The organism is Parabacteroides sp. AF39-10AC (assembly GCF_003635405.1).
Classification (GTDB): domain Bacteria; phylum Bacteroidota; class Bacteroidia; order Bacteroidales; family Tannerellaceae; genus Parabacteroides; species Parabacteroides distasonis.
The window spans coordinates 1-23,266 of the sequence record NZ_QTLP01000017.1; the positions used below are offsets into that span (position 1 = coordinate 1).

A 23,266-nucleotide genomic window follows, 5' to 3' on the forward strand; every position below is an offset into this window, starting at 1 on the left:
GATTACGTTTATAAACAAAAAAAGTGTCTAGATAAATCAGGAAAAGACATTTCTTGGTATAAAACAAAAGTTTTCCGCTATAAAAACTTTTGTTTTCTCATGATGAAACCTTAGTTTCGTGCTTATGAAACTTTAGTTTTCCCTAGGAGAAACTATTTGTTCGCCTAAGGGAAACGCTTTTCTCATGCCGGAAAAGTCAGTACTACTTACTTATCCACGGGATATATACTGCAAGTGGCATAGAAGATATACTGTGTTGGCAAGGTAAGTACTACTGATAATTTAGGATCATGTTGCCAAAACATGCCTTTTGAAGGATAACAGATCTATTATGCCTTACGGTACGCTCGTTGAGGTTATATCGGGCAAGGATGATCTGCTTCACATTTTCGAGATCGGCTGGAAACGTCTGGAGACAGTTGAACAAGCGGGCTTAAAGGAAGGCGATACGGTTTCTGTCAAGTTGATTGATATCAATCCGAAGACAGGCAAGTTCAAAATTTCCGGGAAGGAATTACTTCCGAAACCGGAAGGTTACGAAGAACATCCACCGAGACCGGAAAGAGGTGATTTCAGACCTCGCAGGGAGTACAGAGATTAAATTAAACCTATACATGAGTATATATAATGAATCCTGAGTAACACAAACTATCCGGAATTTTATTTCTTACATATTTCTTTCAAACGAGTGCAAAAAAACAATTTTATTCTATAGAAACATACACTAAAAAATAAAGATTTACGTTATATATGTAAGAAAAAATATACAAGTATGAAAATATTCATCGGAAGCATAATTCTATTATCATGTATTTCTAATCTGAACGCACAAGTATTTAAATTAGAAAACGGCTTAGCTTTTTCGAAATTACAAACAAAAGGAGTCAAAGGTGCAAATATAGATTTATATCCCCATAAGTTAACGACTTATCAAATATCATTAGGTATCGAGTATTTGCAAACAAAACATTTCTATTTATCAAGTTCCATTGGTTACCTTGAAAAAGGAGGCAAATATACAGACATTGTAAATCAATCCATGAGTGAGAGACATATCAATCAGTATATAACAATAAATACTTTAACTTGTCTTAAAGCCAATATACGTCATGAAATTTATTACCTTGGTATCGGACCGAGGATAGATATTAGAACAAATCATAAGGTATCGCCCCCCGATATTCCATCTTATACTAATCAATGGCCCTCTCCTAATAGCCTTGTCTATGGACTAAAATGTGAAGTTGGATTTAAGTTACAACTAAAAAACAATTGGGAATTTGGAGTAAACACCGCTTACTTACCCAGTTTTAACTCTACACACTCATCTTCGTATAATTTAAAATTAAGAGATCAGACCTTTACTCTAACATTTATGATTGGATATAATATATGTAAATAAAATCAAAAAAAGAGGTTGCCTGACAAAATAGGGGGCAACCTCTTCAAAATCATTTCATCATCTATTACTACCAAATATAATAAGTAAATACTGTCTTTCGCAGATCTATAGGAAAAACAAATTCACCGATATATTGGCCTAGTAGATTATAATTAACCAATAAAGAGTAATACTTTAAGATCGCATAAGTATCGTGAACTTCCACTACTGCCCCAAGTTCTTGAGAATAATAATTATCATACCCACAAGGGCTTGATCCTTCATCCCATTTCACAGACGCACCTTTAGGAATAGATACAGTAAACGCATACTCATAAACATCACAGGGGTAAATTCCAGCTGTCAACCTCGTACCATTCACTGTTGCTGGTATCAAGCGAATCTTCTCTGTTTGTAACTTTTTTAATGTTCCCTGTCCTGCAGGAATAGTAAATGGGCCTTGTATTCCACGAGGAGTTTTTACGTTAGTAATAATCCCATTAGACGTTATTGCTATTGGGAAATCTGATTTAGACACATGATAAACACGAACTGAGTCTTCTTCAACAGAAACTGAATCAATAATTACATTTTCCTCTAAAGACGTAGATAACATTGCCGATTCAACACTATCCATTTCTACAAGCTCATTAGAACAAGAACCTAATGCAACAATGCTCAAAAGCATAATAAAAAATTTCATGATTTTCATATTATATTTGTAAGAATTAAATAAGATCAAAATTATATACTACACCTACGCTTCACATAAGCAGTTATTCCTCCCATCGAACATACAATATTCTTTAATGTAAGGTCTCTTTCATTTCTTTTTCATTCACTCAAAATAGGAATATCCATATTGATGCCATCCCCAATAATAAATAATTTGTAACACAAAGGACGATTTATAAAAATATAGTAACTTAACGAAGAGTCCACAATTACCTCCTCTCTATAAACTAAATCATTTGTGTCATTTATCACTTGTACAGACACCTCCCCTAGCGGAACCATAAAATGGATCATCACCCCATCATTTACAATTTCCACTTTTACCGGATCATGAGAAATGGAGCGTTCTTCTTCTTTATCACGTTCATTCTTTTTCTCTTCTTCCATCGCATGTACACACAAGCTCACGCAACTCAACAAAATCAAAAATAAAATTCTTTTCATCCCATTCATTTTTTGACTTCAAAAGTATCCGATAAGGTTGGATTCGGGGCTAAAACTTTGTTCGCTTTTTGTTCGCTTTTTGTTCGTAGAGTTGTATAAGACTAAAGATCAGCGATTAATTCATCCAGTTCATTCGGGGTTCCATCCTCTCCCTTTATTTTTTTATAAAGCCGTTTACGGGATGAGGATACGGAGGGTTTGGAGCGACCCAAGATTTTTGCCATATCAGTTACCTTGACTGATATCTTTATCAAGTAACAAATCCGGAGTTCTATCAATGACATTCCCGAGTATAGCTGATATAGACGATTCGTAAAATTATTGTATGTCTTATCTAACTCCTTCCGTAAAGCATTCCAATCTTCTTCCCTGATTATCTGATCTGCCTCATTCGTGGAATGGAATTTCATATAGATATCCGAATGCCTTAAATCCGACTCTAACAAATCACGCTCGGTACGCCGCAACTGTATTTGTTCATTGGTCACTTGCAAAAGTTCTTTTCGCACATGAAGCAATGAATTTGTATCTTCATGGTCTTTAGATAGTAAGGTTCCCAATTCATTCAATTTCGCGTTATTCGCTTCTACATATTGAAAACTTCTCTCATATTGTTCTTGCTTTTCCCGCTGAAGCGCCTCAAACTGCCTAGCCAACCGCTCTTTCTGCCGTTTCAGTCTATATATAAACAATAAGGTTATCGAAAGCCCCAATCCGAACAAGGATAATATCCGGTAAATACGAATCTGCATCCGGTCATTCTCGCCCTTTAGCCGTAAATTCTCAGTTTCCCGCTTCTGATAATTATACAAAGAGGTCATTTTACGGATTTCCTCCGAATCGGTTATCTTGCGGATGGTATCTTGCACTTGCTGGCCAAGACGAACATAGCGAATAGCCTCCCGATAATTCAACCGGCGCTCGTACAAAAGCGACAAGTACTCATAAATAGCGTCTCTCACATATAAATCGGGACTATCCAAACACCTCCTTAAATAGTAGTCGGCAGAGTCCAATTTTCCCACCTCTAAATAAATATGTCCCAATGTAGAATAAGTAGGATACATATTCCGACCTACGGAATCTTTTAATGATTCAAACAAACATTCAAAAGCCTTATCATACATTCCCATTTCCCGATGAAGATCTCCTAATTCTGTTGATATACCGGAATAGCGATGCACCAAGCCTATCTCTTTCGCTATATCGGCAGCCTTTTGATAATACAAAACCGCACTATCATTCTTATTGATCGCATCATACACCCGTGCGATGTCTCTCATCACAAGAGACAAGCTAGTGCTATCCCCCTTTAATAACTTATATTGAGCCGCTTTCTCATGCATACGGATCGCATTCTCATACACATTTTGATAAAAATAAAGCGTACCCATCTGCGAATAGACATTGGACAATAATCGGTACTTTCTCGTATCCCCCGCCACATCCAATGCCTTTTGGAAATACTTCAACGCTTCCGGGGCATCGTTCAGATCCCGGTAGACACGGCCCATATAGTAATAAGACTCCAGTAATTTATCCCGATCGCCATATGTCTCATAGAAAGCGGTGATTCGTTTAATTAAGGAATCGGATGTATGCCGGACATACATCTTATCATTGACCTTCAAGTCGAGCAAGTCATAATACATATGCTGTTCCTCATCAAAGAGCGAAAGGCTATCCCGCAATCGATCCAACAAAGGCCGGGCCTCTTCCGGATTTGTATCCGCAAGGGATTCGATCTGCGACAGGGTAGCAGGGTAAGGCTTCCCCCGATGATCGCAAGCATAAAAAGCCGAGATCAAGACCGACATCAAGAGGATGTATATACGAGGCATTGGAAATCTGTTTTATCACTTAAACGCAACAAAGGTAAAAAATTAAAGTGTAATAGTTTCATTGATATTTATACAAACTTTTGAAAGCCAATACGTAAAGTACGCTACGACCGGATACTTACAGGTTTTGCTTTTTACTCTTAACAAAAAAATACCAGATTTGCTTTTTGCCCTTAACAAATCCATGTACTTTTTGCTATCTATCTTGAATAAATCGTATATTTGTCATTCAATCAATCAGCGTATGGATAGTCTATTTATTAAACAAGAACGATTACTGGCACAAACGAGTACCCATATCATAAGGGAACTCATGAACCAAATTCACTGGGATAATCCTCTGATCGCCATCAGAGGATCAAGGGGTGTCGGAAAAACAACACTCATGTTGCAATACATCAAACTGAATTTCCAGCCGGGAAGCAGGGAGGTACTTTATTGCACGCTCGACAGCATCTATTTCAGTAATCACACCCTATCTGAACTGATTGAGCGGTTCTATTTGCAAGGAGGAAAACAATTATTCCTTGATGAAGTACATAAATATCCCACTTGGAGTAAAGAGATAAAAGAGGCCTACGACCTGTATCCATCTCTACGAATTGTTTTTAGCGGTTCTTCCCTATTGAATATATTGAATGCGGATGCCGATCTTTCCAGACGTTGCCTACCGTATAATATGTACGGACTTTCCTTCCGGGAATTTCTCATGTTCTATAAGCAAATTGATATACCTGTCTATTCCCTACAAACGATACTGGAAGATCCGGGAAACATTTGCCGGGAAATAAATGAGAAATGTCGCCCCGTACAAATGTTTAACGAATATCTCCACGAAGGGTATTACCCCTTTTTTACGGGTAACAGAGAAGATTATTATATTAATATCGAGAATGTGGTCAATCTCATTATTGAGCAGGAACTCCCGTTGCTGTGTGGCGTAGATCCTGCCTATACACGGAAGCTAAAGGCTTTGATGGGTATCTTAGCTACCTCTGTTCCTTATGAGCTGGACATCACGAAACTAGCGGGAATGATCGGACTTTCCCGAAACTCTGTCATCAATTACTTACAGAATTTGGACAAGGCGGAATTGCTCAAGTTATTGTACTCGGATTTACTATCTGTCAAAAAGATGCAAAAACCGGATAAGATTTACCTACAGAATCCCAACCTATTGTACGCCATAGCTTCCGCTCCCGTACAGATCGGGACGGCAAGGGAAACTTTTGTCGTCAACCAGTTATCCGTAAATCATAACGTGGAATATGGAAAAACAAAAGGCGACTTTATCGTAGACCATGCCTACACCTTCGAGGTAGGAGGAGCGGATAAAACATTCAAGCAAATAGCAGATCTCCCCGATTCCTTCATCTTGGCTGACAATCTAGAGTTCGCCACCGGCAAGAAACTACCGCTGTGGATCGTGGGATTAACCTATTAAAAAAACACGTACGTCTTTTTTTAAGAACAAAAAAGCGGTATCCAGCTTGCCGCCGGATACCGCTTTTCATTTATCTTTACCGATCAAGGAATCAGCAACGAGGCTTGATCTGCTTGAAGAAGTCATTACCCTTGTTATCTACCAAGATAAACGCAGGGAAGTTCTCTACCTCGATCTTCCAGATCGCTTCCATACCCAATTCCGGATATTCCACGCACTCGATGCTCTTGATATTGTTCTGAGCCAGGATAGCTGCGGGGCCACCGATAGATCCTAGGTAGAAACCACCGTGGTTCTTACAAGCGTCCGTAACTTGCTGGCTACGGTTACCCTTCGCCAACATGATCATGCTACCGCCATGGCTCTGGAACAAGTCAACGTATGAGTCCATACGACCCGCCGTCGTCGGGCCCATCGAGCCACAAGCCATACCTGCCGGAGTCTTAGCCGGGCCCGCGTAATAAATAGGATGATCCTTGATGTATTGGGGAAGATCCTCGCCACGATCCAGACGCTCCTTCAACTTAGCGTGAGCGATATCACGGCCCACGATGATCGTTCCGTTCAATGACAAACGAGTAGATACCGGATATTTATCCAATTCCTTCAAGATATCTGCCATCGGTTGGTTCAAGTTGATCTTGACAGCGTCGCCCTCACCCGCTTGACGAAGTTCCTCCGGAATCAATTCGCCGGGATGGCTATCCAACTTCTCGATCCAGATACCTTCCTTATTGATCTTACATTTAATATTACGGTCCGCGGAGCAGCTTACACCCAAACCTACCGGGCAAGAAGCGCCGTGGCGAGGCAAACGGATGATACGGACATCGTGAGCCAAATATTTACCGCCGAATTGAGCGCCCAAGCCAATATTCTGAGCGGCGGCCAATACCTCTTTCTCCAACTCCACGTCGCGGAAAGCACGGCCACCCTCGCTACCGGTCGTAGGCAAGCTATCGTAGAAACGAGTAGAAGCCAACTTCACCGTCAATAAATTCTTCTCAGCGGAAGTACCGCCAATCACGATCGCGATATGATACGGAGGACAAGCGGCCGTACCCAACGTCTTGATCTTCTCTACGAGGAAGGGAACCAATGTACCCGGATTCAAGATCGCTTTTGTCTCTTGGTATAAATAAGTCTTATTGGCGGAACCACCTCCCTTTGTCACGCAAAGGAACTCATACTCCATGCCTTCCGTAGCCTCGATATCGATCTGGGCCGGCAAGTTACATTTCGTATTTACCTCATCGTACATATTCAGCGGAGCGTTCTGGGAGTAACGAAGGTTCTCTTCCGTGTAGGTCTTGTAAACACCTAAAGAAAGCGCTTCCTCATCGCAGTAACCGGTCCAGACCTGCTGGCCCTTCTCGCCGTGGATAATAGCCGTACCGGTATCTTGGCAGAAAGGAAGTACGCCTTTAGCCGCTACCTCGGCGTTGCGAAGGAATGTCAAGGCCACGTACTTATCGTTGTCCGTAGCTTCCGGATCGCTTAGGATCTTAGCGACCTGCTCGTTGTGAGAACGGCGAAGCATGAATGATACGTCGCGGAAAGCGGCGTTAGCCATAGCGGTCAAACCTTCTTTAGCGACTTTCAAGATCGGTTTTCCTTCAAACTCAGAAACGGAAACATAATCTTTTGTAAGCAAATAATACTCTGTTGTGTCCGGTCCCTTTTGGAACATCGGCTCGTAGTGAAACGGAGGTGTTGCCATATCTTTAGAATTTAATTATATATTGGTTTTATTTAAGTTTGTCCGTACTTTTCGATTGGCAAACTTAGCGAAAAAACTTGATATATAGATCATGGGGTAAAGAAATATAGCTATATTTGCCCGATATGAAAAAGTTGACCTCTTTATACATTGTATTCCTGCTAACGATGCTCAGTTTTCAAGGAAATCTGAAAGCGCAGGTTAGCCACGGAGGCCGCCCGCTTCCGCTATCGCTCATGCGAAGTACAAACGGACAGATGTTTAAAGAAATGCCTCCGTTCGACGTCCAAGAGGAATTGCGTATCGACTCGCTGAATGAGAGCGACCTAAGAAGCGGTTTCCGTTTTGCCTATAAATTCATAACGGATTACAATCGGTACAACTCGGGCGTAACTTTCACCGGGCCGGATGGGACACGTGTATGGAGACTCGGGATCTACTCGCCCGGGGCCCTTTCCATCAACGTGCTCTTCACGGAATATGAACTGCCCGAAGGCGCCCAGCTCTTCCTATACAATGAGGACCAGACACAGATATTAGGCTCGTTCAATCACCTAAACAACTCGGAGTTAAACCTATTGCCGGTCTCTCCTATCCAAGGGGATCGCCTGATCATAGAATATCAAGAACCGGCCAACGCCTCTTTTCAAGGAAGACTGACCGTCGGGGAAGTCAACCATGGCTACCGGAGCTTGCGGGGGTTAGAACCGGGAGACAACACCTCACTGATCGGTAAAATTCCACCGTTAGCTTGCTATCAAGATGGGACAAACGATTACGCCCAATGGGGGCAAAGCGTCGTTCTCCTGATCATAGACGGAAGTGTAGGGTGCACGGGCACACTGATAAATAATACGGACAATGACGGAAAGCCTTATCTACTCACCGCCTCCCATTGCCTGAACAAGCAATTCACGATGAAAAACCCCGATTATGAGAAAATAGCCGGAAGTATCGTCTGCTTTTTCAACTTCAACAGCCCTTTCTGCGACCCGATCCTAAGGGGAACGGAAGAGATGTCTACCGCATCCACTTACTTCAAGGCGGTTAATGAAATGGCAGACATGGCCTTGTTGGAACTTACCGCCACACCTCCGGTTTATTACAGGCCTTATTATGCGGGCTGGAACGCACAAGAGGTAGGACCTGCCCCCTATACGTGCATCCAACATCCCCAATACTCGGTAAAGCGAATCAGTATATCCGATGAGGATCTGGCTCCCTTTACCTTGACAGATCCAAACATGATTTTTTACGAGAACGCTCATTTACATGTCAAGACTTGGGAAGTAGGTTATACGGCCAGCGGTTCCTCCGGATCTCCTTTATTCAATGCCAACGGAGAGATTATCGGAGCGTTATCCGGCGGGCAGTCCAGTGAGAATAGCCCGAAGAATGATTACTTCTTCTCTTTGAAGAAACCCTGGGACGCGATCGATACCCCCGAGAGACAGCTCAAATATTGGCTAAACCCGTCCGATGACGAGACCAAGGTTTGCGAGGGACTTGATCCGTATAAATCAGCCCCTTGTTTCCGGTTGAGCAACATCTATGACTCCGGTAATCAAGAAAACGCCGAATGTACGCTCTATCCCGGGTCTGAAAAAGCGTATTTGTTCGGAAACAACCCCGCCAATATCACTGAATACGCGGAAGCTTACCAAGTAGCCGAAGCGGGTACCTTATACGGAGCTTATTTCGTAACACCGCCTGCCGGAGCGAATTACAAACAAATGGAAGTGGAAGTTACCGTTTACAGCGGTGACTCTAAGCCCTCTACATTATTATATACGGAAACATTCCAACCCACCTACAGCAATAAATCGATATTGGACGATACGTTTATTGAGACCGCTAAATCCCTAAATCGGTCACAGGAAAGTTATATCCATTTCTCCAAGCCCATAAACGTTAGCGGAAAGTTCTACATCGGCTATAAGCTCAAGAGCGTCCCGGAGAACACGTATTTCTCCGCTTACAATTTGCCCAAAGGCAAAACGACCCGGAATACGGCTTGGGTTCATGATAAAAACGGCTGGAGACAAGCTACCGAATATACGCAAGCAGGTTTTAGCACCTCCTTGTTTATCGATCCCGTCATTCAATACGGTAACCCCGTCAGCAACGAAAAGCTCGAGGCGAACGAGCAGGTACTCATTCATCTCGGTCCGGAGAAAGGCATGGTACACCTTGTTTTGCCGGATGGAATAGAGAAAGCGACTTATACATTGCACTCGGCACAAGGAAAAGTGTCGGAAAACGGAGAGATCACGGACAGGCAAGCTACACTCCATTTCCTAAAATTAACATCTGGAGTCTACTTTCTAACCGTGCACTATGGCGAGGAGCATTATACACAAAAGATTATATTTTAATCAAAAAATATACAATAAGAGTTCTGGGAAACCATCCATTGAAAAGAATGGCAAGAGGTACACAGCCATATTTTTTCAATAATTCTACCCATATTTTATGTATAAAACAAGCCTAGGATTCATTAATAAGTATTAATTAAAAAGATTTTATCGCTTCTTTGCTATCCATAACAAAAAAATACTTTAGTTTTGCACGATAATGGCTAAGGGATAATTTGGAAGTGAATATATTAACATAGTAACATTTTAAACTTACATCAAGATTATGAACAAAAAGTTTTTATTGCCATTCTTCGTATTGGCAGCCATTTTAACTCTTTCTTCTTGTTCAAACAAGTTGAAACCGTTGGCAGAACAGTACATTAAAGCAGAGCCGCAGCCGCTAGAGGCTATCGGAGGCAAAGTTCCTGTAACGATCAATGCGACTTTCCCCGCTAAATGGTTCAACAAGAAAGCTGTTGTAACTGTAACTCCGGTATTGCGTTACCAGGGTGGCGAAGCTTGGGGCACTTCTTACACTTACCAAGGTGAGAAAGTAAAAGGTAACAACCAAGTAATCCCTCAAAAAGAAGGCGCTAACGTAACTATGAAGTCTTCTTTCACTTACAAACCCGAGATGAAAAAATCAGAATTGTATTTGACTTTCGATGCGAAGATCAAAAACAAGACTGTTAAATTGCCGGACGTAAAGATCGGTGAAGGCGTTATCGCTACTTCCGAATTGGCAGACGCAGCTACTGCTACAGCAGCTATCGCAGCTGATAAATTCCAACGTATTATCAAAGAGGCTCATGACGCTAACATCATGTTCTTGATCCAACAAGCTAACCTTCGCGCTAAAGAATTGAATTCTGACGCTATCAAAGAATGGAAAGATCTTGTTAAGAACGCTGACGAGGCTCCGAACCAGAATGTAGCTATCGAGATCAGCGCTTACGCTTCTCCTGATGGTGGTTTCAAATTGAACAACACGTTGGCTGAGAATCGTGAAGGAAACACTACGAAATATTTGAACAAGGAATTGAAGAAGATGAAGGTTGACGCTCCGGTTGACGCTCGTTACACAGCTCAAGACTGGGAAGGCTTCAAGGAATTAGTTTCTGCTTCTAACTTGCAAGATAAAGACTTAGTATTGCGTGTGATCTCTATGTACCAAGATCCTGAGACAAGAGAGAAAGAAATCAAGAATATCTCCGCTGTTTACTCTGACTTGGCTGAGACTATCCTTCCGCAATTACGTCGTTCTCGTTTGACTGCTAACATCGAGATCATCGGTAAGTCTGACGACGAGATCAGCGCTTTGGCAAAGAGCAATCCTTCTGAGTTGAATATCGAGGAAATCCTTTACGCCGCTACATTGACTAACAACGACGGTGAGAAGATGGCTATCTATACAAAAGCTTCTGAATTGTATCCTAACTGCTACCGTACTTGGAACAACATCGGTATGATGGCATTCAAGGCTGGTGATTTGGCTAAGGCTGAGCAAATGTTCAACAAGTCTAACTCTGTTAAGAATAACGCTTCCGCTAACATGAACTTAGGTTTGATCGCATTAACGAAGGGTGACCAAGCTAAGGCTCAACAATTGTTCGGTAACGCTGCCGGCGTAAACGAATTGAGCGAGGCTCTTGGTGTTCTTTATTTAGAGCAAGGTGAATATGCTAAGGCTGTTAACTCTTTCGGTTCTGTTAAGACTAACAACGCTGCTTTGGCTCAGATCTTGGTTAAGGATTACAGCAAGGCTTCTCAGACTTTGAACGGTGTCGCTAATCCTGACGCTGTAACTTCTTATTTGAAGGCTGTTGTTGCCGCTCGTACGAACGACGCTAACGGTGTTATCAACAACTTGAAGGCTGCTATCGCCGCTGATAAGAACATGGCTAAGGAAGCTGCTATCGACTTAGAGTTCGCTAAATACGCGACTAACTCTGACTTCGCCGCTTTAGTAAAATAATTAGAAAATATTCTTTCTAAATAAGAAAAAGACCTCATCCTTTTGGATGGGGTCTTTTTTTATATCCCACCATCCAATCCTACATTTGATAAAAGCGTAACAGCTTGAAATAAATATTGATTATCAATGATTTTTCATGAAATAAATTCGTAGATTTGCAAAATCTAATAAAGTTGTTGTAAATATTAATCAAATAGGGTAAAGAAATTATGAGATCACAAATCTGGAAACAAATGGTGTGGGTATTTTGTCTGCTCTTTCTAATGGGATCATGCGTTAAACATGACATTTTTCAAGGAGAAGACCCCACGGTAGATCCGAAAGAACCTACCAAAGAAGAAGAAGATTACATAGCCCAGTTCGAGAATTTCGAGAACATACAGGTTAACATATCTTCTCAGCATGAAGGGACCCTATATTCTATTTATTATGAATATCCTTATGAGGAAGGCTCTTTAGTCAAAGATCCTTATTTAATTGGTAAAACTCCGATCCATATGGCTCTGGAAGTACCTACACACGTAAAGAAACTCTATATCCTAAGAGGGGATGGGGAACTTATCGAGAGCGATGTAAAGGATATCACGATCGGTAGCGGAACCAAAAGCAGTTTACGGGCTACAAATGCGATCAGTGATGAAGTCCTTCATTTGATCAATAACAAATACTTCCCGGAAAAGTCATACAATGTGAAAAGCGAGGATTTATATAGATGCTCTGATCTAAAAATCACGGAAACCGTTTTTACCAGTAGCTTTGAGAAAGCGGATATTTGGCTGACCTATATAAGCGATGGAGGAATGTCCAAAGACAATATGTATGGTAAAATTTGGTTCTATACATATCCCTTTGAGAAGATGGAGAATCTCACTTTAGACGACTGCACCTTCTATGGAAAGACTAATGGCACCATCCAAGTCATTGACTTCAATATGATCAACCAAGGCGAGAATTATATCTTTTACTCCAAAGAGGAACAGCCAAAGGCTAAGACAGGAGAATATACCCGAATTCCCCTAGGAAGATTCGACAAGGGGCTCAACGTCGGCTTCGTATATCGAGGCACAGACCGTCCACAATTCTCCACCCCGGCATTAAATGGGCCGGATAACAATAAAGTGCCAGACAATGGGGCATTCTCCCATAATTATATAGGCCATACCTTAAAATACGGCAATTCTTCTTTCAAAATAGAGAAAAACGTAGCAAACGGATTCATCCACCACATTCAAGAAGGTGATTTTGAAGGAAATATATTGGGAATGGAAAATCGTTGTCCAAACTATAGGGCCTACGACGGAGACTACAACGATATGCTTTGCCTAATCGAAAGTAATCCCGTCGCCATCGAGCCGGCAGAGCCGGTAACCCCTCCCGTCATAGAATCGCAAACGAACAAGAAAGGATTCCTCTTGTTCGAAGATAATTATCCAAACCAAGGCGATTTCGATTTCAATGACGCTGTCATATATTATAGCATCACAGCATATACCGATAAGAGTACCGCAGATGTTTATGCCCAGTTACTGGCTAAAGGCTGTACATTCCACAACCAATTTGGATTTAAGGACGCCAATGGACTAACTCCCTTTTTCTCCGATGTCAATGGATATGTCAATGTGAGAAAATTCGACAAGGAACCGGAAAGTGGGATTACAAAGACATTAACATATAGCTCAACTCAACTGATCATGCCTTACATTGATAACGGGAAGGGACCGGTAAGTAAAAACGTAAAGAATACGGATCTATACCCATATGTGTTGGATATCCCTTATTCGGAAAATAAACCTTTCCATTGGTGTATAGAGAATAAGAGTATTGACAATGCCTATAATTTTGATCAGGATTACCGCAAAGCGCACGGAGATTGGTATGAGACTCCTAAAGATGAATCGCTTGTAATAAAATTCACGACTTCGGATGAAGAGAAGAAAGATCCGGAAAATAAAGAATGAAGTTACGCGAACCCATTGAAGGATCTCTAAAATCCTATAACACATAAAAACGGCGGCCTTTTTAAAAGGTCGCCGTTTTTTATATTTATTCAATAGAAGAATTTATCTACCTTGGCGCTTGCGCTCTGTCTCATCCAAAATGATCTTACGCATACGCATATTATTCGGGGTGATCTCTACGTACTCATCGCCCTTGATGTACTCAAGCGCATCCTCTAGGCTGAATACGATAGGAGGAGCCAAGGAAACCTTGTCGTCCGAACCAGAGGCACGCATATTCGTCAACTTCTTGGATTTGGTGACATTTACCACCAAGTCATTGTCTTTGGTATGCTCTCCGACCACCTGTCCAGCGTAAACCTCCTCGCCCGGGGCGATGAAGAAACGTCCGCGGGATTGCAAGTTATTCAGGGCATAAGCGAAAGCCTGACCTGTCTCCATAGCGATAATCGAACCATTCATACGTCGTTCGATATCACCCTTCCACGGTTGATATTCCAAGAAACGGTGTGCCATGATAGCCTCACCGGCAGAGGCGGTCAATACAGCGTTGTTCAAACCGATAATACCACGGGAAGGAATCGTGAACTCCAAGTGCATACGACCATTCTTGCTTTCCATCATGGTCATCTCGCCCTTACGTTTCGTTACCATATCGATAATACGGCTAGAGCATTCCTCCGGAAGATTCACCGTCAATTGCTCTACCGGCTCACATTTCTCACCATCGATCTCCTTGATGATAACTTGAGGCTGACCTACCTGCAACTCGTATCCCTCACGACGCATCGTCTCGATCAATACAGACAAGTGAAGCACACCACGACCATATACCAACCAAGAATCAGCGGAATCAGTAGGAACTACGCGTAAAGCCAAGTTCTTATCCAATTCTTTCTGCAAACGGTCAAAAATATGACGGGAAGTAACAAACTTACCATCCTTACCAAAGAACGGAGAATTGTTGATCGTGAAAAGCATAGACATCGTAGGCTCGTCGATAGCGATCGTTGGCAATGGCTCCGGCTCGTTCACGTCGGCGATTGTCTCACCGATCTCGAAACCATCGATACCGATAATAGCGCAAATATCCCCGGACTGCACGGAATCAACTTTCGTACGTCCCAAACCCTCAAATACATCCACTTCCTTGATCCTCGATTTCACCATACTACCATCACGCTTACAAAGCATGACATCTTGGCCCTCTTTCAACTCGCCACGGTGTACACGTCCTACGGCGATACGACCTACATACTTAGAATAATCCAAAGAAGTAATCAACATCTGCGGAGTACCCTCCAACATCTTTGGTTCGGGGATATACTTGATGATCGCATCAAGCACAGCCGTGATATCTTCTTTCGGCTCCTTCCAATCCTCGGACATCCAGCCCTGCTTGGCGGAACCATAAATAGTAGGGAAGTCAAGCTGCTCCTCGGTAGCATCCAGACTAAACATCAAGTCGAATACCATTTCCTGCACTTCCGACGGGCGGCAATTCGGCTTATCCACCTTATTAATTACCACGATCGGCTTCAAACCCAGTTGAATCGCTTTTTGCAAAACAAAACGAGTCTGCGGCATAGGCCCCTCAAAGGCGTCTACCAATAGCAAACAACCGTCCGCCATATTCAAGACACGCTCCACCTCGCCACCAAAGTCGGCGTGGCCCGGAGTGTCAATAATATTGATCTTATATCCCTTATAATTGATAGACACGTTCTTGGCAAGAATCGTGATACCTCGTTCCCGTTCCAGATCATTGTTATCCATGAACTGATCCGGTTCTGCCTGTCCTTCACGGAAAAGCTTACCGGCTAATAACATCTTATCCACGAGCGTCGTTTTGCCGTGGTCTACGTGCGCGATAATCGCAATGTTTCTGATCTTTTGCATTGAAGACTAATTTATTGGCTGCAAAAATACGATATTTTTACGATATATATATGACATTCATGCTTCAAAACACAAAAAAGATAGTAGAATCTATTGCAAATCAAAAAGGAATGCCTACCTTTGCGACCGCTTAGATAACATAGTATTAATTTATTAAAGTAAAAAGAATCATGTATTTAGATTCAGCGAAGAAAAAAGAATTATTTGAAAAGTATGGCAAATCAGCTACTAACACAGGTTCTGCTGAGAGCCAAATCGCATTGTTCACATTCCGTATCTCTCACTTGACAGAGCACTTGAAAGTGAATCACAAAGATTACGCTACGGAAAGATCATTGAAGATGTTGGTAGGTAAACGTCGTCGTTTATTGGACTATCTGATCAAGACTGACATCGAGAGATACCGCGCTATCATCAAAGAACTTGGTATCAGAAAGTAAGAAAAAGCTTACTCGAGAATATTGAAAAGGGCAATCCCAATCGGGAATTGCCCTTTTTATTTGCCTTAATCCTAGATATAATAAAATATTAATGTAAATTTGCGCCGTTTAGTATCAATTTATCAAACATTATAGGACTATAAATAACAAATCATACACATGGGAAACAACAAAATTATAGGCGCAAAAATTAAAAATATCCGGGAATCGAAACAGCTCTCTATCGAGGAAGTAGCCGAACGCTCCGGGTTAGGTATCGAACAGATAGAACGTATCGAGGGTAACTTGGATTTTCCATCTTTGGCCCCTCTTATCAAAATAGCACGGGTATTAGGGGTACGTTTGGGTACATTCTTGGATGATCAAGCGGAGCTAGGCCCAGTCGTATGCCGCAAAAAGGACAGCGAGGCCGATGGTATCGGGTTCACGAACAACGCGACACAAGGACACAAGCATATGGATTACCACTCGCTCTCACAAGATAAGTCCGGCCGCCATATGGAACCCTTCTTGATCGAGATCGCTCCCTCCGAGGAAGGCGAGGATTTCATCCTGTCCACGCATGAGGGAGAGGAGTTTATCTACGTATTGAATGGCGTCGTAGAGATCAATTACGGAAAGAACACCTATATCCTAGAGGAAGGCGATAGCATCTATTATGATTCTATCGTGGCGCATCATGTACATGCGGCAGCCGACAACAAGGCCCGAATCCTAGGAGTTGTCTATACACCTTATTAAATCCGGCGTTTTATGGAATTACATAACAGAACCCTTGGCCAATGGCTGGAACATTGGGCCGAGACTACACCGGACAAGGAATATATCGTTTATTCGGACCGTGACTTACGTTTCACTTGGAGCGAATTCAACAAGCGTGTGGACGACATGGCGAAAGGTATGTTGGCGATCGGTATCACCCATGGCACACATGTCGGCGTATGGGCGACGAACGTACCGGATTGGTTGACATTCCTATATGCAGGCGCGAAGATCGGTGCCGTATTGGTCACGATCAATACGAACTATAAACAAAGCGAGCTGGAATACCTAGTAGAGAACGCCGATATCCATACGATGTGTATCACTGACGGCGTGTTTGATGGAAGTTACGTGGACATGGTCTATACCATGTTGCCGGAATTGAAGACCTCTCAACGGGGGTATTTGAAAAGCGAGCGTTTCCCACGCTTGAGAAATGTAGTCTATATCGGACAGGAGAAATACAGGGGTATGTACAATACGCCCGAGATGTTGCTCCTCGGACAAAATATAAAGGATGAGACCTTAGAGGCTGCCAAAGCGAGAGTAAATTGCCACGACGTTGTCAATATGCAATATACTTCCGGTACGACCGGCTTCCCGAAAGGGGTCATGTTGACTCACTACAACATCGCCAACAACGGTTTCTTGACGGGTGAGCATATGAAATTCACCGCCGACGATAAGCTTTGTTGCTGCGTACCTCTCTTTCATTGCTTTGGCGTGGTATTAGCTTCCATGAACGTATTGACGCATGGATGTACGCAAGTGATGGTCGAGAAATTCGATCCGCTATTGGTATTAGCTTCTATACATAAAGAGCGTTGCACGGCCGTGTACGGCGTGCCTACCATGTTCATTGCCGAGCTGAACCACCCGATGTTCGAGATGTTCGACCTCACGTCGTTACGTACCGGTATTATGGCAGGTTCTCTTTGCCCGGTTGAATTGATGAAAACCGTGGACGAGAAGATGCATATGCGTGTAACCAGCGTGTATGGATTGACAGAGACCTCACCGGGTATGACCCACTCCCGTATCGAAGATCCGGCCGAGGTGCGTTATAATACCGTAGGCCATGAGTTCGAATTTACCGAGGTACGGGTTATCGATCCGGAGACCGGCGAGGAATGTCCCGTTGGCGTACAAGGCGAGATGTGTAACCGCGGTTATAATAACATGAAAGGTTACTATAAAAACGAAGCCGCTACCAATGAAGCGATCGACAAGGATGGCTTCCTGCATTCCGGCGACTTGGGCGTTCGTGATGAGAATGGAAACTTCCGTATCACCGGCCGTATCAAGGATATGATTATCCGTGGAGGCGAGAATATCTATCCACGTGAGCTGGAGGAGTTCCTCTATCATTTCCCCGGCGTGAAAGACGTGCAAGTAGCCGCTGTTCCTTCCAAGAAATATGGAGAGGAAGTGGGTGCCTTTATCATCCTTCACGATGGTGTGACGGCTACGGAGGAAGAGGTGAAAGACTTCTGCCGCGGAAAGATCGCCCGGCATAAGATCCCGAAATACATCTTCTTCGTCGATACCTTCCCGATGACCGGAAGCGGAAAGATACAGAAGTTCAAATTGAAAGACCTCGGGCTGAAACTATTGCAAGAGCAAGGTATCACGCCGGCCTGACGATTTAGTGGACAGCTAACAGTTGACAGTTACTTTAAAATCTTCATAATGGGCGGTACGATCTTCCCGTGTCGCCCATTTTCCTAAAGAACGATGGACGGAATCAACACACTGCGTTACTCGGATTTATTTTTAGCGATGTATTTCGATGGCGGAAAGAGCTGCCTGCACCGGAATCATTCGCATGTGTTGGTGTATGTATATTCCGGAGAGATGGTAATCGACGAGAAAGGCCAAATCACCCGGTTACATAAAGGAGAATGCGCTTTCATCCGCAAGGACTTCAGCGTGCAGATGACGAAACAAGCATGGAATGGCGAGCAGTTCAAGGCGATCTTCTTGATGTTCACCATGAAGTTCCTACGCGACTTTTACAGCAAATTAGATCGAAATACTCTCCCTAAAGATGCCAAGCGAGATCAGGTAAGCCTTTACAAGCTACCGTCCAACCGTCCCGATATCGTAAGCTTGTTTGAGTCGATGACCCCTTATTTCAATTCCAAGATCCAACCGACAGAGGAATTGCTGCAACTAAAAATGATCGAGGGCGTTTATGTGTTGCTCCATACCGACAAGAATCTATATGCCTCTATCTTCGATTTTACCGATCCATGGAAGATAGACATACTGGAATTTATGGAGCGGAATTACATGAACGATATTTCCATGGAAGAAATCGCCAACTATACGGGACGCAGTCTCTCCACATTTAAACGTGATTTCAAGAAATGTAGCGCTCTCTCGCCCCGGGAATGGCTCATCCGACGCCGCCTTGAAGCCGCACACGGGCTGATACGTAAAGGGGGGCGTAAGGTCTCGGAGATTTGTTTCGAGGTAGGTTTCAAGAACCTTTCCCATTTCTCGAAAATCTATAAGATAGCGTATGGCGTACCGCCAACCGAGGATATATAATATTTATAATGGCCCACACAACAAAGCTATTTGAACCACATAACAAAGCCTCCATACCACTCCCTCCTTATCTTTGCGACATAAATAATAACAAAATGTAAATCAAATGATCATGACAAAGACAACGGAAGAGAAAGTAGCTTTAGTAACCGGTTCAGCGATGGGTATCGGACTCGCTTGCGCCGAAGCCTTCGCCAAGGCTGGATACATAACCGTATTGGCAGACATCCGTGAGCCGAGAGAACAGGTAGAGAAATTAGTAGCCGAGGGACATAAGGCCGTAGCGTATCGGTGCGACGTATCAAACACGCAAGCCGTAAAAGAGATGATCGACTGGATCGTAGCTACCTACGGAAGACTGGACGCGGCTCTTAACAACGCAGGCATACAAACACCGCAACGCCCAATGGCGGAAATCACCGACGATGAATTCGACCGTACCGTGGCTGTGGATTTGAAAGGTGTCTGGAACTGCATGCGTTATGAGATCCTGCAAATGCTGAAACAAGGCGGCGGCGCCATCGTCAACACCTCATCGCAAGGCGGAGTCACGGGATTTCCGGGGCAAGCGGCCTACATAGCCTGTAAGCATGCCGTTATCGGACTGACACGTACCGCCGCTATCGACTATGCGGCAAAGAACATCCGCATCAATGCCGTATGTCCGGGCGTTATCCGTACGCCGATGGCGGAAGACTTAATGCGGCGTGACCCTTCCTTGGAGAAGGAGCTGGTGCGCGACATTCCCGCAGGGCGGCTCGGTAAGCCGGAAGAGATCGCCAACGCCGTACTTTGGCTATGCAGCCCGCAAGCGAGCTTCGTAGATGGGCATGCGTTATTGGTAGATGGAGCCTTCAGTATTCATTAAATCGCAAAACTACAGAGAGTCCAATACTGCAACGGCGTTGCAGTGATACTGCAATGCGGGTTGCAGTAATGCTGCATGGCTGTTGCAGAACTACTGCAAGGCAGGTTGCAGTAACGAACCCACCTACCCCTCGGCAAGCCTCTGCCCTAGATGGAAATTCATAGATAAAGAACACCTACTATCAACGCTTTTTCGTACCTTTGCGTCTCAACCATTTATAGTATTAATTTATGTCACAATTATTTCCAACTAATCTGCCTTATAAAGTGGCAGATATGAGTTTGGCTGAATTCGGTCGCAAAGAGATCGAGATCGCCGAACACGAAATGCCGGGATTAATGGCGCTACGCCAGAAATACGCCGATCAGAAACCCTTGAAAGGCGCACGTATCACCGGCTCACTGCATATGACTATTCAGACGGCGGTGTTAATCGAAACATTAGTTGCGTTGGGAGCGGACGTTCGCTGGGCTAGCTGTAACATCTTCTCCACACAGGACCATGCGGCAGCTGCTATCGCGGCTGATGGCGTACCGGTATTCGCTTGGAAAGGCGAGACGCTGGAGGAGTATTGGTGGTGTACGGACATGGCGCTTCGTTTCCCGGAAGGTAAAGGCCCTCACATGATTGTTGACGATGGCGGAGACGCTTCCTTGCTGATTCACATGGGATATCGTGCGGAGAACGATGCGGAGACCATCAACCGCAAAGGCGGTAATCATGAGGAACAGGTAATTCTAGATACATTAAATCGTATCCTTCAAGAAGATAACAGCCGTTGGCACCGTACGGTAGCCGAGATGAAAGGTGTGTCGGAAGAGACGACCACCGGCGTTCACCGTCTGTATCAGATGATGGAGAAAGGTGAGTTGCTGGTTCCGGCTATCAATGTTAATGACTCCGTGACGAAATCCAAGTTCGATAACCTATACGGTTGCCGTGAGTCTTTGGCGGACGGCATCAAGCGGGCTACGGACGTTATGATTGCCGGCAAGGTGGTAGTCGTAGCCGGATACGGTGACGTAGGTAAAGGCTGCTCTCACTCCATGCGCTCTTACGGGGCTCGTGTACTCGTGACTGAGATCGATCCGATCTGCGCCTTGCAAGCCGCTATGGAAGGTTTCGAGGTCACTACCATGGAAGAGGCTGTGAAAGAGGGTAACATCTTCGTTACAACCACCGGAAACTGCGATATCATCACGATCGAGCATATGACACAGATGAAAGATCAATCGATCGTATGTAATATCGGTCATTTCGACAACGAGATCCAAGTGGACAAGCTTGTCAACTATCCGAATATCAAGCACACGAATATCAAGCCTCAAGTGGACAAATATACGTTCCCGAACGGAAACTCCATCTTCTTATTGGCAGAGGGACGCTTGGTAAACTTAGGTTGCGCTACGGGACACCCGTCATTCGTAATGAGTAACTCGTTCACGAACCAAGTGCTTGCCCAAATGGACTTATGGCAAATGGCTTATGAGGTAGGTGTATACCGCTTACCGAAACGCTTGGATGAGGAAGTTGCCCGCCTACACTTGGAACGTATCGGCGTGAAATTATCTACATTATCACAAAAGCAAGCTGATTATATCGGCGTACCGGTAGAAGGACCGTACAAGGCCGATCATTACAGATACTAATTAATTGAAAATTGAAAGTTGAGAATTGATAATGAAGGGAGGGCAGCTCCTGTAGTTCTCGATTCTTAATTTTCAATTTTCAATTCTTAAATTTCAATTACCATGCGTTTCGCTATTCTCTCCCCCATTTATCCCTATCGTGGCGGTATCGCCCAATTCAGCGGGATGCTCTATACGGAATTAGTAAAAGAAGGTCATGAAGTAAAGGCTTTCAACTTCAAACGTCTTTATCCGGATATCTTATTTCCCGGCAAGACTCAATACGTAGAAGCGGGAGACCGTGCGATCGAAATCGAGAGCGTGCGAGTATTAGATAGCGTCAACCCGATTAGTTATTTCAGTACCGTAAACGCCATTCGCTCCTATGCGCCGGACGTACTGATTATCTCTTACTGGATGTCCTTTTTCGTTCCCGGATACGCCCACGTAGCGAACCGGATGAAGAAGCATTGCAAGGTAATCACCCTTATCCACAATGCAATTCCCCATGAGCCGCGTTTCTTCGACAAGCCTTTAGCTTCGTTACTTTTCAAGCAATGCCATGGCTTTATCGTGATGAGCGATAACGTGCGGTATGATTTGCGGAAACTTTACCCGGGCGCTAAATATATCCAGAACCCACACCCGCTTTACAATCATTTCGGGAGTAAGATCAACAAGAACGAGGCGTGCCGGAAATTAGGAATCCATCCGTCCAAAAAGAATCTTCTATTCTTTGGACTGATACGGGATTATAAAGGATTAGATCTGCTGATAGAAGCGATGGGACAGCTTAACGAGGATTACCATCTCATTATAGCCGGCGAATGTTACGGTAGTTTCGAGAAGTATCAGGCTCTGATCGATGCATCTCCGGCAAAAGAACGTATATTCGTCCACTGTGAATATATCAGCGACGAAGAAATCCCCATTTATTTCTCAGCGGCGGATGCCTTGGTACTCCCCTATCGCTCCGCCACTCAAAGCGGTGTCGTATCCGTAGCCTACAATTACGATTTACCTATGTTAAGTACTCCCGTAGGCGATTTCAAGAACAGCATCGAAAAGCCGGGTACAGGCATCGTAGTGCCTGAGATATCTGCGACGGCCCTCGCCCAAGGTATCGAGGAACTTTTCACCCCCTCACAGCAAGCCACCATCCCTGCGAACATATCCAAAGAAAAAGCAGCCCTCTCGTGGGAAACCCTAACGAGAAAACTGCTCGATTTTATCAATAGCGGTTTCATCTAGTTGTAGAGAC

The 23,266-nt window shown here is 43.8% G+C and carries 17 protein-coding genes and 1 pseudogene; 13 read left to right on the forward strand and 5 right to left on the reverse strand.

Annotated elements, in window-relative coordinates:
- Positions 1-325: 325 nt before the first annotated feature.
- Positions 326-601: pseudogene (locus tag DW033_RS15395) on the forward strand (S1 RNA-binding domain-containing protein); the annotation flags it as partial.
- A 171-nt stretch (positions 602-772) separates the two neighbouring features.
- Positions 773-1,402: a hypothetical protein gene (locus DW033_RS24940; protein WP_227805716.1), complete on the forward strand. Its 630-nt coding sequence runs from the start codon at positions 773-775 to the stop codon at positions 1,400-1,402.
- 67 nt (positions 1,403-1,469) lie between these two features.
- On the opposite strand, the gene DW033_RS15405 is transcribed toward DW033_RS24940, so the two are convergent.
- The 3 genes from DW033_RS15405 to DW033_RS15415 form a co-directional block, all read right to left on the reverse strand.
- Positions 1,470-2,084, reverse strand: a complete 615-nt coding sequence (locus DW033_RS15405; RefSeq protein ID WP_147423680.1) for a hypothetical protein — start codon at positions 2,082-2,084, stop codon at positions 1,470-1,472.
- Between the two features lie 131 nt (positions 2,085-2,215).
- Positions 2,216-2,560 (reverse strand): DUF3244 domain-containing protein, encoded by a 345-nt coding sequence (locus DW033_RS15410; RefSeq protein ID WP_227805714.1) that lies wholly within the window; start codon positions 2,558-2,560, stop codon positions 2,216-2,218.
- Between the two features lie 101 nt (positions 2,561-2,661).
- Positions 2,662-4,401, reverse strand: coding sequence for a tetratricopeptide repeat protein (locus tag DW033_RS15415; protein WP_122382898.1), 1,740 nt, complete (start codon positions 4,399-4,401; stop codon positions 2,662-2,664).
- Between the two features lie 244 nt (positions 4,402-4,645).
- Here DW033_RS15415 and DW033_RS15420 point away from each other — a divergent pair, with 244 nt between their 5' ends.
- The gene (locus DW033_RS15420) at positions 4,646-5,845 is read left to right on the forward strand and encodes an ATP-binding protein (protein ID WP_057319947.1); all 1,200 of its coding nucleotides are present in this window, start codon (positions 4,646-4,648) and stop codon (positions 5,843-5,845) included.
- A gap of 91 nt (positions 5,846-5,936) precedes the next feature.
- On the opposite strand, the gene DW033_RS15425 is transcribed toward DW033_RS15420, so the two are convergent.
- On the reverse strand, positions 5,937-7,565 hold the full coding sequence (locus tag DW033_RS15425) for a fumarate hydratase (protein ID WP_005860810.1): 1,629 nt from the start codon (positions 7,563-7,565) through the stop codon (positions 5,937-5,939).
- A gap of 125 nt (positions 7,566-7,690) precedes the next feature.
- Here DW033_RS15425 and DW033_RS15430 point away from each other — a divergent pair, with 125 nt between their 5' ends.
- The 3 genes from DW033_RS15430 (at position 7,691) to DW033_RS15440 (ending at position 13,855) form a co-directional block, all read left to right on the forward strand.
- A complete protein-coding gene (locus DW033_RS15430; protein ID WP_122382899.1) occupies positions 7,691-9,940 on the forward strand; it encodes a trypsin-like peptidase domain-containing protein in 2,250 nt (749 codons plus the stop codon).
- A 265-nt stretch (positions 9,941-10,205) separates the two neighbouring features.
- Positions 10,206-11,897: a hypothetical protein gene (locus DW033_RS15435; RefSeq protein WP_121961142.1), complete on the forward strand. Its 1,692-nt coding sequence runs from the start codon at positions 10,206-10,208 to the stop codon at positions 11,895-11,897.
- Positions 11,898-12,106: 209 nt separating this feature from the next.
- Positions 12,107-13,855, forward strand: a complete 1,749-nt coding sequence (locus DW033_RS15440; protein ID WP_122382900.1) for an LruC domain-containing protein — start codon at positions 12,107-12,109, stop codon at positions 13,853-13,855.
- A gap of 102 nt (positions 13,856-13,957) precedes the next feature.
- Here DW033_RS15440 and typA read toward each other — a convergent pair whose 3' ends face one another.
- Positions 13,958-15,754 carry a translational GTPase TypA gene (typA, locus tag DW033_RS15445; protein WP_005864133.1) on the reverse strand — a complete coding sequence of 599 codons (1,797 nt, stop codon included), beginning with the start codon at positions 15,752-15,754 and terminating at the stop codon, positions 13,958-13,960.
- Positions 15,755-15,924: 170 nt separating this feature from the next.
- Here typA and rpsO point away from each other — a divergent pair, with 170 nt between their 5' ends.
- The 7 genes from rpsO to DW033_RS15480 all read left to right on the forward strand — a co-directional run bounded on the left by rpsO (position 15,925) and on the right by DW033_RS15480 (position 23,256).
- Positions 15,925-16,194 carry a 30S ribosomal protein S15 gene (gene rpsO, locus DW033_RS15450; protein ID WP_005864132.1) on the forward strand — a complete coding sequence of 90 codons (270 nt, stop codon included), beginning with the start codon at positions 15,925-15,927 and terminating at the stop codon, positions 16,192-16,194.
- A gap of 159 nt (positions 16,195-16,353) precedes the next feature.
- Entirely contained in the window at positions 16,354-16,935 is a 582-nt protein-coding gene (locus tag DW033_RS15455) for a helix-turn-helix domain-containing protein (protein WP_005860798.1), read from the forward strand.
- A gap of 12 nt (positions 16,936-16,947) precedes the next feature.
- Positions 16,948-18,597, forward strand: a complete 1,650-nt coding sequence (locus DW033_RS15460) for an AMP-binding protein (RefSeq protein WP_057326727.1) — start codon at positions 16,948-16,950, stop codon at positions 18,595-18,597.
- A gap of 93 nt (positions 18,598-18,690) precedes the next feature.
- Complete coding sequence (locus tag DW033_RS15465; RefSeq protein ID WP_122382901.1) at positions 18,691-19,509, forward strand: AraC family transcriptional regulator; 819 nt, start codon at positions 18,691-18,693, stop codon at positions 19,507-19,509.
- Positions 19,510-19,621: 112 nt separating this feature from the next.
- Positions 19,622-20,377, forward strand: coding sequence for a glucose 1-dehydrogenase (locus DW033_RS15470; RefSeq protein WP_005864130.1), 756 nt, complete (start codon positions 19,622-19,624; stop codon positions 20,375-20,377).
- A 230-nt stretch (positions 20,378-20,607) separates the two neighbouring features.
- Positions 20,608-22,026, forward strand: coding sequence for an adenosylhomocysteinase (ahcY, locus tag DW033_RS15475; RefSeq protein WP_011966979.1), 1,419 nt, complete (start codon positions 20,608-20,610; stop codon positions 22,024-22,026).
- 102 nt (positions 22,027-22,128) lie between these two features.
- Positions 22,129-23,256 (forward strand): glycosyltransferase, encoded by a 1,128-nt coding sequence (locus DW033_RS15480; RefSeq protein WP_122144704.1) that lies wholly within the window; start codon positions 22,129-22,131, stop codon positions 23,254-23,256.
- The last annotated feature ends 10 nt before the right edge of the window (positions 23,257-23,266 follow it).

Coding starts and splice junctions, on each gene's coding strand:
- DW033_RS24940 (WP_227805716.1), top strand. CDS start 773: ATGAAAATATTCATCGGAAGCATAATTCTATTATCATGTATTTCTAAT.
- DW033_RS15405 (WP_147423680.1), bottom strand. CDS start 2,084: ATGAAATTTTTTATTATGCTTTTGAGCATTGTTGCATTAGGTTCTTGT.
- DW033_RS15410 (WP_227805714.1), bottom strand. CDS start 2,560: ATGAAAAGAATTTTATTTTTGATTTTGTTGAGTTGCGTGAGCTTGTGT.
- DW033_RS15415 (WP_122382898.1), bottom strand. CDS start 4,401: ATGCCTCGTATATACATCCTCTTGATGTCGGTCTTGATCTCGGCTTTT.
- DW033_RS15420 (WP_057319947.1), top strand. CDS start 4,646: ATGGATAGTCTATTTATTAAACAAGAACGATTACTGGCACAAACGAGT.
- DW033_RS15425 (WP_005860810.1), bottom strand. CDS start 7,565: ATGGCAACACCTCCGTTTCACTACGAGCCGATGTTCCAAAAGGGACCG.
- DW033_RS15430 (WP_122382899.1), top strand. CDS start 7,691: ATGAAAAAGTTGACCTCTTTATACATTGTATTCCTGCTAACGATGCTC.
- DW033_RS15435 (WP_121961142.1), top strand. CDS start 10,206: ATGAACAAAAAGTTTTTATTGCCATTCTTCGTATTGGCAGCCATTTTA.
- DW033_RS15440 (WP_122382900.1), top strand. CDS start 12,107: ATGAGATCACAAATCTGGAAACAAATGGTGTGGGTATTTTGTCTGCTC.
- typA (WP_005864133.1), bottom strand. CDS start 15,754: ATGCAAAAGATCAGAAACATTGCGATTATCGCGCACGTAGACCACGGC.
- rpsO (WP_005864132.1), top strand. CDS start 15,925: ATGTATTTAGATTCAGCGAAGAAAAAAGAATTATTTGAAAAGTATGGC.
- DW033_RS15455 (WP_005860798.1), top strand. CDS start 16,354: ATGGGAAACAACAAAATTATAGGCGCAAAAATTAAAAATATCCGGGAA.
- DW033_RS15460 (WP_057326727.1), top strand. CDS start 16,948: ATGGAATTACATAACAGAACCCTTGGCCAATGGCTGGAACATTGGGCC.
- DW033_RS15465 (WP_122382901.1), top strand. CDS start 18,691: ATGGACGGAATCAACACACTGCGTTACTCGGATTTATTTTTAGCGATG.
- DW033_RS15470 (WP_005864130.1), top strand. CDS start 19,622: ATGACAAAGACAACGGAAGAGAAAGTAGCTTTAGTAACCGGTTCAGCG.
- ahcY (WP_011966979.1), top strand. CDS start 20,608: ATGTCACAATTATTTCCAACTAATCTGCCTTATAAAGTGGCAGATATG.
- DW033_RS15480 (WP_122144704.1), top strand. CDS start 22,129: ATGCGTTTCGCTATTCTCTCCCCCATTTATCCCTATCGTGGCGGTATC.